Genomic DNA, 16,009 nt, shown 5'->3' with positions numbered 1-16,009 from the left:
CCCTCGATCTAACCATAGCCAGTCACAGCGATCAACTCGGCTGAACGATCTAGGACACCGCTTCAGCCAGCCGGCCAAGGCTAGATTCGATGGAACTCGTCGGATGCAGGCTTCGAACCCCGGCAAGATGTGCCAAATCGTCGGTCCGCGGTCGAGGCGGAATGACCAGGCTCTCCGCCGGCAGACACTCAGCCGGCGCGGATTGCGCGCCCTTTGTGACCACGTGCGGCAACTGGGCGTTCATGGACCAGATCTTCTTGAACATCGCCCTGTTCACCGAGCATGAGACAGCATTGTTCCCCCTCAGAAGGGCACCGGTAAACAGCTTGCGGATCAGCAGGTCCCGCTCCAGCGAGCGCGCCAAATTGAACTTCACCCCAACGAGCTGGCCTCTGTGCTGCACAACCGTCGCGTCGATCCAGCCGACCTGCATGATGTGCACGCGCAGCGGTGCTGCGCGCCCAAAGAGACCGCTGGCGCCGGAATCGGTGAGAAAGCCGGCACCGGCGAGCGAGATATCCTTGATTCGGCCCGACAGCAGCTCGCCGCCTGCTGTACTGATCAAGATCGGCTCGTCGATCTCGAAACGTTCTTCGGTCCGCGGCATCCGTGCCTGGAGGGACGTCATGCAGACGAAGAAAAGCACGACGACGTTGACTATCGACCAGAAGGCGACCATCGGAAAAGCGGCCGGGTGATCGATCATCCGCCATTCGGGGATCGTGTTCAGGACAAGGCCGATGATCGTCAGCGCCATGAGCGCCGCCGCCGGCCAGAATATCTCGCTGGCGTAACTTGCGCCGCGCGCGGCAGCCCCCTTTGGCGTCACCTTGAACGCATGTCCTTTTGGCTTGACCAGGGTCGCGAGCACCGTCGGCAGAAGCTTGAAGCTCTGGATGGTCGCCGACACCTGAGCGGCGAGCGGAAAATGCTTGTGCGGCGCAAAGCAGGAGATCCCGCCATTTAGCGCCAGGATCGCGGGGAACAAATAGTAGAAGACCGACTCGGGGGTGACGTCGATGACAGGCGTGATACCGGTCCACATGAACACGATCGGGACCACCACAACCATGAGCGCCCGGACTCCCAGCGAGAGCCAGTGGGTGGGAAAGAACAGGAGCCGATGCATCAAGCCTAGTCCGCGGCCGAGGGGGCCGGCGGCGAGATACAAAGTCTGGATCGCGCCACGCGCCCAGCGTTGCCGTTGCACGAAAAAGGCGGCAAGGCTTTCCGGCGCCAACCCAATCGCCAGCGGTTCACGAAGGTAACGGGTAATGTACCCTTTGCGCAGCAGGACCAACGTCAGCAGGATGTCTTCCGTAATGGACTCGGTCGGCAAGGCATCGCCCACGGCGCGCAGCGCCGCACGACGCGTGATGGAGTTGGAACCACAACAAAAGGCCCCATCCCAGCCGTCGCGCGCAGGCATGATGGAATCGAAGAAGAACCGCTGTTCGTCCGGCAGTCCCCTGTGCAGACCGAGATTCGCCTGCATCGGGTCCTCGTTGTAGAAGACATGCGGGCACTGAACGATTCCGATCTTTGGATCCGCGAAGAAGCCGATTGTGCGCATCAGGAAATTGCACTGCGGCACAAAGTCCGCGTCAAAGATCGCGAAGAACTCGCCGTTCGTCTTCGTCAGAGCGTGATTGAGATTGCCGGCCTTGGCATTTACGTGGTCGGCGCGCGTGAGGTAACCGGCACCCTTGTGCTCGCAGAGCTCCTTGAGCCAGGGCCTGCGACCATCATCCAACACCCAGACCTGGAAGTTTGGATAGTCCAGGCACAGTGCGCCGGTGATGGTCTTTTCCAGCACCTCGAGTGGCTCGTCATAGGTCGGAATAAAAACATCGACCGAGGGCAGCGCATCGCCCGGCAGGTTGCGAAGCCGACGCTCGTGCTCAGCGGCTTCGCTGCTGCGATCGGTCCTGCGAAGGAAAATCAGATAGAGAATGAATTGATCTGCGAAGGTCAGAAGCTCGACGAAGAGACAGAACCAGATCCAGCCGACCTGATACCAGGTCCCACTTGCTGGCAGCACGGTGGTGAAAATACGCCATTCGAGATAGCGGGCGACCACAAGCCAAACCGCGACAAAGACCGCGACACGCGCCCAAAGGCGGGCGACTGGAAAGGTCGGCGCCAACAGGTACATCGCCGCAAAGATGCCCAGCATCGGCGCGAACAGCTGAGAGAGAGGTAGAGTCATGGCCTGCATGGAACATCTCGCTCACAGGGACGACTGGTCGAGCTCCAGGCGAGCGGTCAGCCATTTCAACTTCGAGCTGACCAATCGTAGCAGGCCGTCGGCTCTGCGCTCGAAGCGCACCTCAGCCAACCGTCCGATATCGCAGGAGCCGTTACGGTCGGCCGACGTCTCATTGGGCGGAAGCGATATCTCAACGGTAATGTTGCCCGGATCAGGCCGCGGCACCCGAGCCGCAAGCAGCCGATCATCGCCGTACGCTGCCGATCCGCGGACTTGCCGGATCTGGCCGGTCTTCCATTCGCGGCTCCCAATCAGGCGGACGGTAGCTGCATCTCCGGCCTTGATCTTCTCGAAATCACGCTCGGGTAGTTCAACAACGATGAACCGGCGTTCGCAATCTGCAAAATCGAAGACCGATTGCCCTTCCGTGACCATCGAGCCCGGGCTGGCCGCGACCGACCAGACCACATGAGCTGCAGGCAAGGACAGATCGTAGTGATCGAGACGATCAAGTCGAGTGCGTTCCTCTGCGATTTCCGCGGCCAGTTGCGCGGCACGTGAGCTGTTCTGCAACAGGTCGGTCTCGAGCTCCTGGCGGCGGAGGACAAGCCGCTCGCGCTGCTGCTGAGAATAGGGCACGTCATTGGCATCGCCACGAAGATAGATACCCTTCTCCACCGCCCCCAACTCGGTCTTGAGGCGCTGCAGGCGTTCATCGGCCATCTGGCACCGGGTTGCGGTTGCCTCGTGCGAGGCTTGCGCCTCACCGGAGCGGATCTGCGAACTGATGCCGAGCTTCACGAGCCTCTCCATCCGGCCCGCGACATCGTTCCGCTGCCGCGCCTCGGCGAGACAGCCGCCTTTTTCAACTTCCGTTTCTGCGATCTCGTGGCTCAGGCGCGCGACCATCCCCAAACGATAGTCCTCGCTGCGCTCGCGGAGCTTGCGATCGAGCTCGGCGATTTCCTCCAGTTGCCGACGTGCGAGCTCGGCGCGTTTGGTGGACATGGCAAGCTGCTGATCAAGGTCCATGAGGTGCCGGCGATCCGGCGAACGCGCCTCGACCAGCGGCACCACCCGGGTGCGCTGGAAATATTCACCCTTGCGTGGAAGATCAGACGAGAGCTGACCCGCCATCGGCGCAGTCACCCGCATGAGCTCGGCATTGACAAATGCGGAAGGAGCGATCCGGTAGGTCACATAGGGCAACAGGGCCCATCCGCTCAGGGCGATGATCCCGAGCGCCAGGGATCGACGAACAATCCGGCTGCGAATGAAGCGTTCGACATGCAAGCGAGCCACGGCTGGATCTCCAATGGGCTTTGGTCGCTGCGTCTGCCCGAAGCGCAAGCCGATCGCCGCGGGCTCGAGCGTTGGGATGAGGTCTGCGCCTTGAGGCACTGAGCAACTCGACAGCATTTCTGCTGGTCGAAATCAGGATTCGCGGCGACGGCAGACTGGTCTTCACAACCGAGAGAAGTGTACCTAGCTTCCACCACATTGGATTGCGCTTTGTCAAAACCGGAAGACTACGGTCGCGGAGTTGGGATCAAGATGCGGCTTGAAGTCGGTGCGCCGACTGCGCTGAACTCCTCAGCCTCTACCTAGAACCCTCGAAAGTCGGGCCGCCAAAAGTACAAGGCATCCGCATGGGCGGCTTGAACTCGGCGTCTTCGCTTTGCCGGATGCGCAAGAGGCGCGCAACGTGATCATCTCCGACGAGAAGGTCCGCGATTTCGTTGCCACCGCCTACGGGCTCGATAGCAAGTTTGGGCTGTTGGCCGATACGTTGGCAATTACTGGCGCGCGACCGAGCCAAAGCTCGGGCGAAACAAGCCGCGAGAGGGCGTGTCTGCAAGGACGATACAAATTGAAGGAGCGACGCCATCACCCACACTCCGTCATTGCGAGGAGCTCTTGCGACGAACCCAGACTGGCGCCGTGGAGGGATTCTGGATTGCTTCGCTGCGCTCGCAATGACGGTGCGGAGACATTGTACGTCGCCCGGACCATCGGGCGTCGCCGCCGAATGAATTTACAGATACCGCGTCAGTTCGGCTTTCACCTGCCCGTAGACTGCGTCCTCGATCTGGCTGCGCGTGATCCCGATGTCGCGCAGGGCGCGGTCGTCGAGCTCGTTCAGCGTCTTGACGGCGGAGCGGTGCTCCAGACGCTCGAACAGCGCGTAGGCGCCATTGGCGAGCGTGCGGAAAAATCCGCCCGATGAGGAGGGGCGTAAACTGCGCCCGGCGGTCTGCGAGATCGTGGTCATTTTCCTTCTCCGGCCTAAACGTCCCGCGCGGCGAAGCAGATGCCGTTGGCGCAAACGCGGGAAGCGTCTGCACCTCATTTGCCTCCGGATTGCTCTCGCTCACCTCGGCTCAATCGCGGAACTTGATGGAACTTAAATGCTCCAGTACAATCGTCGGTACAAGGAAAACATTGCTCTCGGTGCAATAATGTCCAAGTTCGAGTACGTGAAGCTTGCAGATGCCATTGCCGCTGATATCTCTAACGGCACGTTAAGACCCGGCGACCGGCTGCCGCCGCAGCGCAATTTTGCCTATGACCGCGGCATCGCGGTCTCAACCGCGAGCCGGGTCTATACGGAGCTCCTGCGCCGCGGGCTTGCCGTCGGCGAGGTCGGCCGCGGCACGTTCATCTCCGGCGACGTCAAGCGCGAAGTCGAGACGATGAGCGAACCTCGCGATGCGCGCATCGATCTCGAGGTCAACTACCCGCTCTTGCCGCAGCAATGGGCCATGATCGCCAAGAGCCTTGCGGGACTGGAGCGCGTCGATGCGCTCGAATCCGCGCTGCGCGTCTCGACCAGCACCGGCACCAAGAGTGCGCGCAATGCAGCCGCCGCCTATCTCGCCCGCAGGGATTTTGCGCCGCAGGCCGATCAGATCGTCTTCACCGCCAACGGCAAGCAATCGCTGGCGGCCGCAATCGCGGCCCTCGTTCCCACCGGCGGCCGCTGCGGCGTCGAGGCGCTGACTTACCCCTACGTCAAGAGCATCGCGGCTCGGCTCGGCGTGACGCTGGTCCCGATTCCGATGGACGAGCACGGTGCGCGGCCCGACGCGATCCAGAAAGCACATCGCGAGGCGCATCTGTCGGCGCTCTATCTCCAGCCCATTATCCAGAATCCGCTTGGCGTCACCATGAACCCGACTCGGCGCGCCGACATCATGCGTGTCGCCGAAAAGTTCGACCTCACGATCATCGAGGATGCCGTATACGGCTTCCTTGCCGACGACACGCGGCTTGCGGCACTCGGGCCGGACCGCTGTATCGTGGTCGACAGCCTGTCCAAGAAGGTCGCGCCGGGTCTTGCGCTCGGCATCCTGGTCACGCCGCCGCGCTTGCGCGAAAGCGTGATGAGTTCGGTGCGGACCGGCGGCTGGATCGCCTCCGGCCATGCGCTCGCGGCCGGACAGCGCCTGATGGCCGACGGCACCGTCGCCGAGCTGACGCGCCTGAAGCGGATCGACGCCGCCCGGCGCCAGCAGACCGCAGCAAGACTGCTCGCCGGCTACCAGATTGGCGCCGATCCCCGCTCCTATCATCTCTGGCTCACGCTGCCACCGCATTGGCGCTCGCAGACTTTTGTTGCGGCCGCAGCCCGGCGCGGCATTGCGCTGACGCCGTCCTCGACTTTCGCTATCGCGCACGGCCACGCACCGAATGCAGTGCGGCTCGCGCTCGCCCCGCCCTCGCCCGAGCAGCTCGATTCAGGCCTGCGCACGATCGTGTCGCTGCTCGGCACCAAGGAAGAGGATTTTGACTCGACGGAGTAGCGCGCGGTCTCCCCTCGACGCTCAGGCCTCCGGCCAATCCGCGATAAAGCCCCTCGCCTTGTACGGCTCGATCTTGTCGCATTCGTGCAGGATACGGCGACGAAATTCGGCGTCGGTGTGCCAGAGCGCACGCGGCGTCGCGAAGCTGTCGACGGTAAGCAGTATCTTCTCGACCTCGGGCCAGTGCCGATGCAGTGTCATCGGGTAGCGCCGCGCGGTCCAGGTGTTGCCGAAGCAGATCACGCTGCGGACATTCTGTAGTCCCAGCGCGGCATCGATGATCGGCAATGAGAGGATCACGTTTTCGCCCGTGTTCATCGCGCGATGTTCCTCGAGGATCCGGTCCGCGGGAATGCCTGCGGCAACCATCGCCGCCTTGAGGATCGTGCACTCGGATTGCTCCGAGCCCGGCGTCACGCCGCCACTAACGATCGACCAGCGGAAATAGCCCTCGCGCCACAGGCTCGCGGCGGTCTCGACGCGTAAATCAACGTCCTCGCGGGTCCCAAACAGAAACAACAGGTCGGCCGGCGACAACGGCATTTCAATCAGGTGTCTCCGGTTAATCTCCGCGATCTCGTCCGCCGTCGGCACGCGGCTGCTGCGATCCATGGCTGACATGGTCGCACCCTGCGACACCCGTGCGCAGCGGCGAAGTCACGTTTGATTGCGGCCGATTGCAGGTCCTAGGGCAGCAAGGCCTTCTAAGGCAATAAGGTCTTGGGCACGCGATCGAAGCTGTAGCACTGCGGCTGATTGCGCCGCACGAAGCCGCCGACCTGCCAGGCAAACAGCGCGGCAAACCCAATAATGAACAGCGCGCCCGCGAATTCGCCGATGATCAGCGCGCGGATCAACAGTCCCATCATCGCGACCGCCATGGCCGCCAGGAATGCCAGCACCACCGCATAGGTCTTGCGGCCGAGGCCGGCGGTCAACTCGGCCCGGCTGCCGGCCCTCGCCATTCGCGCATGCAGCTCCAGCATGAAATCGCGAAAGCCGTTGTCCTGCGGCGCCATCAGCGCGGCGGTCTGCCAGCTCGTCGACAGGATCGCGATGCGGCCGCCACTGATGTGGCTAAGGTCGGCGCGAAAGCGGTGCTGCTGCATCGACACCGGGCGGAACGACAGCCGGATCGCGCTGATCTCGTCATAGCGCCAGACGCCCGAACGGCCGGCGATCTGCCAGGATAGACCTTCATCAGTCAGCTCGAAGCGATGCGCCGAGCCGATCAGCGACGCCTTGTAGGCGTAGCTCGTGGCTGAAGCGGGCCGCGCCTCGGAAAGCTGCATCTTCACGATCGATCCCGTCCGCGCAATCCCGTCTGCGATCCGCTTGCGCGATCGCCCTTGCCCATCCTACAAGCGGGGCATGGCTGAGACGACCTTTTTTCCGCGCCGGCTGATTCTCGGCGCTGCCGTGATTTCCGGCGTGTTGCTCGCGCTCGCGGTGCACATGCTCGGCGCACGCTACGGACTCGACCTCGGCGGCCTTTGGCGCTCCGACACCCATGAGTTCATGCCGGCAGGCGCGGCGATCGCCTGGTGGCTGATCGCGACCGTTGGCTTCTCCGGCGGCTATTTCACGGCGACACTGATGCAGAGCGCCGCCTCCGGCCAGATTCCGCAAAGGATGCGGCAATTCCTGATCGCGGTCGGGGTGCTCCTGCTCGCGGGCGCCGGGCAAGCGGCCTCGGCGCCGAGCCCGATCCCCACCGTGTCCGGCGTGCTGGCGGGCCTTGCCGCGCTCTGTCTCGGCGCGGTGATGGCGTTCTGCGGCGCGCATTTCGCACTGCGCCGCAGCTAAACCCTTACGCCGACGCGAGCAGCCGCGGCCGGTCCAGCATGATCGCCACGTCGGACGCAGGGCGTGGCTTGCTGAACAGATAGCCCTGCACTTGGTTGCAGCCTTCGCGCCGCAGCAGTTCGAGCTGCGCGTCGTTCTCGACACCCTCCGCCGTGGTGACGATGCCGAGGCTCCGCCCCAACCCCGTCACGGCGCGGATGATCGCCATGGAATCCTCGCGCGTCGCGAGCTCCGACACGAAGGACCGGTCGATCTTGATCTTGTCGAATGGGAAGCTGCGCAGATAGCTCAGCGACGAATAACCGGTTCCGAAATCATCGAGCGAGATCCGCACGCCCATGGCGCGGAGCTCGTGCAGCGTGGTCAGCGTCACCTCGCTGTTCTGGAGCAGCACGGATTCGGTGATCTCGAGCTCGAGGCGGCGAGCGGCGAGCCCCGACAATGCCAGCGCCTCGGTGACGGATGCGATCAGATTCGGGTTCTTGAACTGCACCGGGGACAGGTTGACGGCGACGTCGACATCGTCCGGCCAGGTGGCCGCGTCGTTGCAGGCAGAGCGCAGCACGAAGTCGCCGAGCTGGACGATCAGTCCGGTCTCCTCGGCCAGTGGAATGAAGTTGATGGGCGCGATCAGCCCGCGCTGCGGATGGTTCCAGCGCAGCAGCGCCTCGAAGGCGACGACGCGACCGCTGGCGACGTCACGGATCGGCTGGTAGTAAGCCTGGAACTCATCGCGCTGCAACGCCGCGCGCAAGTCCATCTCCAGCAGCCGCCGCGCCTGCGCGCGCGCATCCATGCCGGTTTCGAAGAAGCGGTAGGTGCCGCGGCCGTCGGCCTTGGCGCGGTACAGCGCGAGGTCGGCATTCTTCAACAATTCGTCCGGATCGCTGCCGTCCTGCGGCGACAGCGAGATGCCGATCGACACGCCGACAACGATCTGATGATCGTCGATCTCGTAAGGCGCGGAGATGACTCCGACGAGGCGGCCGGCAAGGACCCTCGCAGCAGCTTCTTCCGAGCGGCCAATCTGGACCACTGCAAATTCGTCACCGCCGAGCCGTGCCACGGTGTCGTGCTCGCCGACAGTGGCCTTCAGCCTGCGGCCGACTTCTTTCAGCAGCGCGTCGCCGATGGGATGGCCGAGCGAATCGTTGATATCCTTGAAGTGGTCGAGATCGAGGCAGAGCATCGCGAGCTGATCATTCGATCCCGCCCGGCGCAAGCCTTGCTCGAGTTGTTCGTGGAACAACACACGGTTCGGCAAATTGGTCAGCGCGTCATGGCGCGCCATGTGCGAAATCTTCGCCTGCGCCTCCAGCCATTCGGTGATGTCCTCGAACGTCGCGACCCAGCCGCCGCCCTGCATCGGCTGGTTGACGACACGGATGGAGCGACCGCACTTGCTCACGACGTCGGTCGTGGTGCGGCCCTCGCGCGCGTCGGCAACGAGGCGCGCGAAGAACTGGCCCGCATCGCCCTGCCACTGGCCCTTGGCCTGCTCTTCCCGTAGCACGTCGACAAGCAGGCGACCGGTGAGCGGAACGTCGGTGCGGCCGAGCATCGCGGCGTAGCGCTCGTTGAACAGGATAATCTTGCCGTCCGCATCGAACATGCACAGCCCCTGCGACATGTTCTCGAGCGCCGTGTCCAGCACGATCTGCTGCCGTCCCAATTGACCCTTGGCGCGGCGGTCCAGCAGCGCAGCGGCGAGCGCAATCGCGATGATTGCGACCGCCGCGCTGGCGGTGAGGACGGACAGCGAGGCCGGCGCGATCGACATCGCGCTGATCGCGAGCGTCGGGTCCGGCGTCAGCGCTACCGCGCCCATCGCGGTGAAATGATGCGCGACGATGGCGAGCGTCAGCAGGGCAGTCGCGGTCAGCGCATGGGAAAGATCGTCGCGCCGCGCGGCGACGAACAGCGCTAGCGCCGCAAACACGATGCCTAACAGGACCGAGGCCGTAACCGTACCTCCGACCCAGCTCACGCGGGCAGGAATCTCCAGCGCCGCCATGCCGGTATAATGCATTGCCGCGACGCCGCCGCCGACGATGGCGCCACCGAGAACGATCCATGGCGTTCGCGCGGAGGACACTGCGACGCTCAATCCCACAAAGGTCACGGAGATCGCGAAGATCAGCGACAGGATCGTCACCGGAATGTTGTAGGCACCGTCGGCCCCCGGCCCGTAGGCCAGCATCGCGATGAAATGCGTCGCCCAGATGCCGCATCCGCTGACGGCCGAGTCGAGCATGATCCAGGCCAGGCGGCCCGGCCCCTGCGTCGCGCGGGCCCGGTGAAACAGGCTGATCGCCGCGGCGCTGGCGAGCAGGCACACCGCGCCGCCAAGCGCGACCAGGCTCCAGTCATGCTGGTCCGTGAGACAGTAGAGAACTTGATACATTGCCGGTCCCTGTTGGACCTGCACTAGAGCCGGCAGAGATGGATAGTCGGTAACCGGCTACGAGCCGGTTCCGGAAATGGTGAACAGACGATGTCTGCGTTTGCTCACGTTGTTTATTCTCGCGGTTTATTCTCGCGCCTGTGCGCCGAAGCCGATCGCGGCGGCGGCCAGCAGCAGGACCACTGCCGAAATGGCGAGTGACAGATGCAAGCCTTCCATGAACGCGCCTTCGCCTGCGATCAGCGAACCGAACAGCGCGACGCCGAGCACGCTGCCGGTCTGCCGGGTCGCGTTCAGCACGCCTGCGGCGATGCCGGAGCGGGCCTTCTCGACGCTGCCCAGCAATGTCGAGGTCAGAGGCGGTACCAGCAACCCAAGCCCGCCGCTGATCGCGATCATCTGCGCGCAGATCGCCCAATAGCTCGTGCCGGCGCCGATCCAGAGCAGGCCGAGGCAGCCGAGCGCCGAGATGCAAGCGCCGACGACGATAGTCGGGCACGGGCCGATCCGCTCGGCCAGGCGTGGCGCCAGCAGATTGACCGGCAGCACCACGGCCATCATCGGCACGAAGGCGAGCCCGGTCCCCCAGGCCGACAGCCCGTTGATCCTCTGGAAATAGAGGCTGAGCACGAAGATCAGACCGTAGATTGCGACGTTCACGAGCAGGCCAACAAGCGAGGTCAGCGCGAACATCCGATGACTGAACAGCGACAGCGGCAGCATCGGCTGCGCCGTGCGGCTTTCCTGCGATACGAACAGGACTGCGAGAATGGCCGCGGCGGCGAACGCCGAGATCACGGCCGGATGGCCCCAGCCGAGCGCGCCGCCCTCGATGATCGCGCCGGCGAGTGCTCCGAGCGCGCCGATCGCGGCACACTGGCCGAACAGATCGATCTCGCGCGTGCGTGAAGCCGTTGTCTCGGTCGCATAGCGCCAGGTCAGCCACAGGCCGGCGAGCCCGATCGGCAAGTTGACCAGGAAGATTGAGCGCCATCCGACCAGCGTGATCAGGCCGCCGCCGACGAAGGGACCTGCGGTCAGCGCCAGGCTCGCACCGGCGGCCCAGATCGCCACGGCGCGGCCGCGCTGTCGGTCCTCCGGATAGGCATAATTGAGCAACGCCAGCGAATTCGGCACCAGGATCGCCGCCGCCAGGCCCTGGACGAGCCGCGCGCCGATCAGCACGACGGCATTGGGCGACAGTGCGCAAGCCAGCGAGGCCGCGGTGAAGATCGCAAATCCCGTCATGAAAACGCGCTTGGCACCGATGCGGTCGCCGAGCGCGCCCGCCGTCAGGATGAAGGCCGCGAAGGCAATGGTGTAGGCGCTGACCACCCATTGCAGCTCGGCAACACCGCCGCCAAGCGTCTTGCCCATGGCGTCGAGCGCGGTGTTGACGATGGTGACATCGAGCTGGACCACGCCATAACCGAGGCTCATGGCGGCCAATGTGAGGGACGTCGCAAGACGCGTCGTGCGCGGGGCGCCTCTGGAGTCGTCGAAGGCTTCGAATTTGAATGTATCGGCTCGCATGCTGCACCTCGATCGCAGCCCCATGCGAAACATACGCCTCCGGCGCACCATCATGTTTCGAGAATGGCCGAAGGATGAATGCCAATAGAACCGAAAGAAAAAGGAAACGCCGCGCGGCGGCCGCGCGGCGCTTTCCTGACTATACTTTCGCTAGCTGGCTGCGCGCAGGTTCACCTTGCTTTCGGCAAGCGCGGTGAGCTTCTTGTCTGTCGCCTTCTCTTCCTCGAGCGTCTTGGCGAGCACGGTGGCGCAATCGTTGCGGCCGAGCTGCTTGGCCCAGGCGATCAGGCTGCCGTAGCGCACGATCTCATAATGCTCGGCGGCCTGCGCGGCGTTGATGAGCGCGGCGTCGAGCACCGCCTTGTCGGCGACTTCGCCCGCGGTGTCGTTGGCCTCCTCGATGATGCCGTCGATCGCCGGACAATCGATCGCCTTCACTTGTGCGCCGTGCATCTTGAACACTTCCTCGAGACGCTTGACGTGCTGCTTGGTTTCATCGAGGTGCGTCAAAAAGCCCTGCTTCAACTGCGGATCGGTGGCCTTATCTGCCATTTTCGGTAGCGCTTTGGTGAGCTGCTGCTCGGCGTAGTAGATGTCCTGCAGCTCATGCACGAACAGGTCGTTCATAGTCTTGATGTCTTTTGTGAACAGTCCCATCGTTCCAATCCTCGCACGTTCCGGAACAGGACGGCGCGGCCCATTCACGAAGCCGCATTCTGCCATGTTCGCTTGCTGATCCGGCGCTAACCAGCACGCCGCGACGATGTTCCGAAAAAAGCCTGTATCGCTTTGCGCTGGAACAATGCCGGTGGCGCCAGGATTCGACACCATATTGGTACCAGGGCGTGATCTGAGCCGGCCACCGCGACTCAATGCTTAACGCGCCGCCAATGTGTACCAGATGTGACAAACGCGGCTGTCCAACCCAGAACCTATCCTTGTCAAGGACTGCACAAGTCGCGGTTTTTGGCTTAATGAGCTAGAGGATGCCTAGCGATCGGCGCCCAACTTTGGCAACGATCGTCCCGACCGGTCAATGTTTGGCCGGGTCGGACTTGCCCCCGCCGGGAGGATGAATGCACGGACCGCTGCCCGCGCTGAAACGCGGCTTCAAGAGATGGATCGGCTGGCGACGGCTCGGGATTGCCGCAAGCGTCTTCATCATAGCCTTCGCGATCACGACGCTTGTGCGGACCCTCAAGGGCATCGATACCGGCGTCATCCTGACGGCGTTAACCGAGATTCCCCGCGGCAATATCGGGCTGGCCGCGATCTGCGTGCTTTTTGCGTTCTGCACGCTGACCTTCTACGACTTTTTTGCATTGCGAACGATCGGCAAGAAACACGTGCCCTATCGCATTGCAGCGCTCTCCAGCTTCACGTCCTATTCGATCGGCCACAATATCGGCGCAACGATGTTCACCGGCGGCGCGATCCGCTTCCGGATCTATTCGGACTACGGGCTGAACGCGATCGACGTCGCGAAGATCTGCTTCCTCTCCGGCCTGACCTTCTGGCTCGGTAACATCTTCGTGCTCTCGATCGGCATGGCCATCCATCCGGATGCCGCCTCCTACATGGATCAGCTCCCCTCGTCGATCAACCGGCTAATCGCGCTCGGCGGCCTCGCCGCGATCAGCGCCTATCTGGTCTGGCTCTGCATGGGCGAGAAGCGCCGCGAGCTCGGCCAGAAGGGCTGGAAGGTGGTGCTGCCGTCAGCACCGCTGACGCTGGTGCAGATCCTGATCGGCGTGGTCGATCTCGGCTTCTGCGCGCTGGCGATGTACCTCCTGGTGCCAGCCGATCCGCAGATCGATTTCCTGTCGCTCGCCGTGGTGTTCATCCTGGCGACGCTACTCGGCTTTGCCAGCCATGCTCCCGGCTCGATCGGCGTATTCGACGCCGCCATGCTGGTGGCGTTGCCCGAATTCGGCCGCGAGCAGTTGCTGGCGACCCTCTTGGTCTTCCGCATCCTCTATTTCGTGATCCCGTTCGGTCTCGCCATCTCCATCATGGGCGCGCGCGAACTCTGGATGAACGTCGTGGAGCCCTGGCAGGAACGCCGGCGGCTGGCGGAGGCCTGCGCGCAGGCCAATTTGCCGAAGCAGGTGGCAGCGATGGAGCGCGAGCGGTCGCTGCGGCAGGCCAAACGCTAAGCCGCTGGACGGCGGCTCGCAAAGCCGTCAGACCAATATGCAGGCGGAGAGCCGTTCCTCTCTTATTTCCGCCTCAACTTTGCCGTTGAAGACGCGGGCCATGATCCCTGTATCCCTCCGTACCCTCTCCGCAGGCGCGTTGCTGCTTGCCGGAATTCTCATCGCTTTGCTGCCCGAACCCGCGGCTGCGCAGTACGCAGGCGCCCTGCAGATCGGCGCCATGCAGATCTCTTGGGAGGTACGCAACCGTTTCCGGCTGTTCCGCGAGGAGCGCGACTTCCTGCTCCATGTCGAGAACGCGCGCAACCGCAGCATTCTCGCCGCCGAGCAGTCGCTGGAGCTTCAAAGCGAGGGGCGCGGCTGGGCCCGCAACATGGTCAACCGGCTCTGCATCGATCTCCAGGGCCGGGTCAACCAGCCCTGCACCCGCGACGACGTCAAAGAGAACTACCTCACCCCGATCGACCACCCAGTCACCGTGCGCCTGACCGGCGCGGTGCCGGTCGGGGCCACCTGCGCCTGGTCGTTCGATGACGGCGATGGGCCGCAAGCCTCGACCTTCGACTGCGCCGAGCCGGTCAACCTGCGCGTTCGCTACGGCAAACAGACGGTAGCGAGCGTCGACGTCTCCTCCGGCTCCGATCCGACCCAGCGTGTCCAGACCGAGATCCAGGTCCGCGACATCTTCGTCGCCGGCCTCGGCGACAGCATCGCCTCGGGCGAAGGCAATCCGGACCGCCCGCTGGCGCTGTCCGACGAGGGCTTCTGCTTCCGCTCCTATCTCGGCACCGCCGGCGCGCAGTACTACCGGCCAAGCCGCGCGGGCTTCAAGGGCGGGCGGGCCTGCGAAGCGCCGGATACGCTTGCCAACTGGCAGCGCTACAGCGCACTCTGGTTCAATTCTCCCTGCCACCGTTCGCTCTACAGCTATCAGACCCGCACGGCGCTCGCGCTCGCGCTGCGCTACACCCACGTCGCGGTGACCTACCTGCCGCTCGCCTGCACCGGCGCCAGCATCGGCGATGGTCTGCTCGGTTCGCAGCGTGCCCGCGAATGCCCGCCCAGCAAGAACGGCACCTGCCAGACCAGCGTGAGTGCGCAGGTCTCCGAGCTGCGCGAAGCGCTCACCGCCGCCAAGAAGCGCCAGCCGGACCGCACGCTCGATCTCGTGCTGCTCTCGATCGGCGCCAATGACGTCTACTTCTCCGGACTCGTCGCCGACGTCATCGTCGATACTGCGACGGAGCGGGCGCTGTTCCGCCGCTCCGGCGTGATGGCAAGTGTCGACGATTCCCGCGATGCGCTGGCGCGCGAGCTGCCGCAGAATTTCGTCAAGCTGCGCGAGGCGCTCAAGCCGCTGGTCGGTGGCGATCTCTCGCACGTCGTCTACGTCTCCTATGCCAATCCGGCCCTCGCAGATGGCGGCGTGCCTTGCCGCGGCGGCCGCGCCGGCTTCGACATCCATCCCGCCTTTAACGCCGACCCGCAGCGCCTCGCCCGCGTCTCGACTTTCGTCGACACCGAATTCCTGCCGCAGCTGAAGGGCCTCGCCACCTGCACCCGCGGCGCGCTGTGCCGCGATCCCGAAGCCGACCGCATGACGTTCGTCGACACGCATCAGGCGGCCTTCGCCGATCACGGCTTCTGCGCCCATTCCGGCAACGATCCCGAATTCGACCGCACCTGCTTCGCCGAGAACGGCCAGAGCTTCAATCCGGACATCGTGAGCGCAGCGAGCCAGCCGATGCTGTGCGGCCGCAGCGCCTCCGAATATCGCGCCTACCTGCCGCGGGCGCGCTGGATCCGCGACGCCAACGACAGCTATTTTGCAGCGATGACCTATCCGCAAGGGTTGCCGGCCGCGAGCCAGCCGACCGACATCCACGACGCGACCTGGGGCGTGCTCTCCGCCGTCTATGGCGGCGCCGTGCATCCAAGCGCCGAAGGCCACGCCGCGATGGCGGACGCCACGCTGCCGGCCGCGAGCGCCGTGCTCGGGCTCGATGCGGTGCCGCCCGGCGTGACCCGCGGACTGTTGCCGCAGCTGCTGCCGAGCGCGCAGCAGTAGCGCGATGACATCGTAGATCCTATGGGTGGC

General features: G+C 64.2%; 12 protein-coding genes. 4 read left to right on the top strand and 8 right to left on the bottom strand.

Going from position 1 to position 16,009, the window contains the following annotated elements:
- Nucleotides 1–49: 49 nt before the first annotated feature.
- The 3 genes from FXV83_RS33520 to FXV83_RS33505 form a co-directional block, all read right to left on the bottom strand.
- Entirely contained in the window at nt 50–2,218 is a 2,169-nt protein-coding gene (locus tag FXV83_RS33520; protein WP_148743839.1) for a glycosyltransferase, read from the bottom strand.
- A gap of 12 nt (nt 2,219–2,230) precedes the next feature.
- Complete coding sequence (locus FXV83_RS33515) at nt 2,231–3,511, bottom strand: HlyD family secretion protein (RefSeq protein WP_235940369.1); 1,281 nt, start codon at nt 3,509–3,511, stop codon at nt 2,231–2,233.
- 733 nt (nt 3,512–4,244) lie between these two features.
- Nucleotides 4,245–4,481 (bottom strand): DUF1127 domain-containing protein, encoded by a 237-nt coding sequence (locus tag FXV83_RS33505; protein WP_148743837.1) that lies wholly within the window; start codon nt 4,479–4,481, stop codon nt 4,245–4,247.
- Nucleotides 4,482–4,668: 187 nt separating this feature from the next.
- Here FXV83_RS33505 and FXV83_RS33500 point away from each other — a divergent pair, with 187 nt between their 5' ends.
- Nucleotides 4,669–6,012 carry an aminotransferase-like domain-containing protein gene (locus FXV83_RS33500; protein WP_187436341.1) on the top strand — a complete coding sequence of 448 codons (1,344 nt, stop codon included), beginning with the start codon at nt 4,669–4,671 and terminating at the stop codon, nt 6,010–6,012.
- A gap of 21 nt (nt 6,013–6,033) precedes the next feature.
- Here FXV83_RS33500 and FXV83_RS33495 read toward each other — a convergent pair whose 3' ends face one another.
- Together FXV83_RS33495 and FXV83_RS33490 are read right to left on the bottom strand one after the other, a co-directional pair.
- Complete coding sequence (locus FXV83_RS33495; RefSeq protein ID WP_148743835.1) at nt 6,034–6,633, bottom strand: YdcF family protein; 600 nt, start codon at nt 6,631–6,633, stop codon at nt 6,034–6,036.
- 83 nt (nt 6,634–6,716) lie between these two features.
- Nucleotides 6,717–7,304 (bottom strand): hypothetical protein, encoded by a 588-nt coding sequence (locus FXV83_RS33490; RefSeq protein WP_148743854.1) that lies wholly within the window; start codon nt 7,302–7,304, stop codon nt 6,717–6,719.
- Between the two features lie 79 nt (nt 7,305–7,383).
- Between FXV83_RS33490 and FXV83_RS33485 the strand changes: the two genes are divergently transcribed.
- Nucleotides 7,384–7,818 (top strand): hypothetical protein, encoded by a 435-nt coding sequence (locus tag FXV83_RS33485; protein ID WP_148743834.1) that lies wholly within the window; start codon nt 7,384–7,386, stop codon nt 7,816–7,818.
- A 4-nt stretch (nt 7,819–7,822) separates the two neighbouring features.
- Here the strand turns inward: FXV83_RS33485 and FXV83_RS33480 are convergent, their stop codons facing one another.
- From FXV83_RS33480 to FXV83_RS33470, 3 genes are all read right to left on the bottom strand, one after another.
- Nucleotides 7,823–10,222, bottom strand: a complete 2,400-nt coding sequence (locus FXV83_RS33480; protein WP_148743833.1) for a bifunctional diguanylate cyclase/phosphodiesterase — start codon at nt 10,220–10,222, stop codon at nt 7,823–7,825.
- Nucleotides 10,223–10,348: 126 nt separating this feature from the next.
- Nucleotides 10,349–11,755 carry an MFS transporter gene (locus FXV83_RS33475; protein WP_148743832.1) on the bottom strand — a complete coding sequence of 469 codons (1,407 nt, stop codon included), beginning with the start codon at nt 11,753–11,755 and terminating at the stop codon, nt 10,349–10,351.
- Between the two features lie 150 nt (nt 11,756–11,905).
- Complete coding sequence (locus tag FXV83_RS33470; RefSeq protein ID WP_148743831.1) at nt 11,906–12,412, bottom strand: YciE/YciF ferroxidase family protein; 507 nt, start codon at nt 12,410–12,412, stop codon at nt 11,906–11,908.
- A gap of 419 nt (nt 12,413–12,831) precedes the next feature.
- On the opposite strand from FXV83_RS33470, the gene FXV83_RS33465 reads away from it, so the two are divergent.
- Together FXV83_RS33465 and FXV83_RS33460 are read left to right on the top strand one after the other, a co-directional pair.
- Entirely contained in the window at nt 12,832–13,911 is a 1,080-nt protein-coding gene (locus FXV83_RS33465; RefSeq protein WP_148743830.1) for a lysylphosphatidylglycerol synthase transmembrane domain-containing protein, read from the top strand.
- 100 nt (nt 13,912–14,011) lie between these two features.
- Entirely contained in the window at nt 14,012–15,979 is a 1,968-nt protein-coding gene (locus FXV83_RS33460) for an SGNH/GDSL hydrolase family protein (RefSeq protein ID WP_148743829.1), read from the top strand.
- The last annotated feature ends 30 nt before the right edge of the window (nt 15,980–16,009 follow it).

This window comes from Bradyrhizobium hipponense (assembly GCF_008123965.1).
GTDB lineage: Bacteria > Pseudomonadota > Alphaproteobacteria > Rhizobiales > Xanthobacteraceae > Bradyrhizobium > Bradyrhizobium hipponense.
The sequence above is the reverse complement of the archived record's forward strand: the minus strand, read 5'-3'. Positions and strand labels throughout refer to the sequence as shown.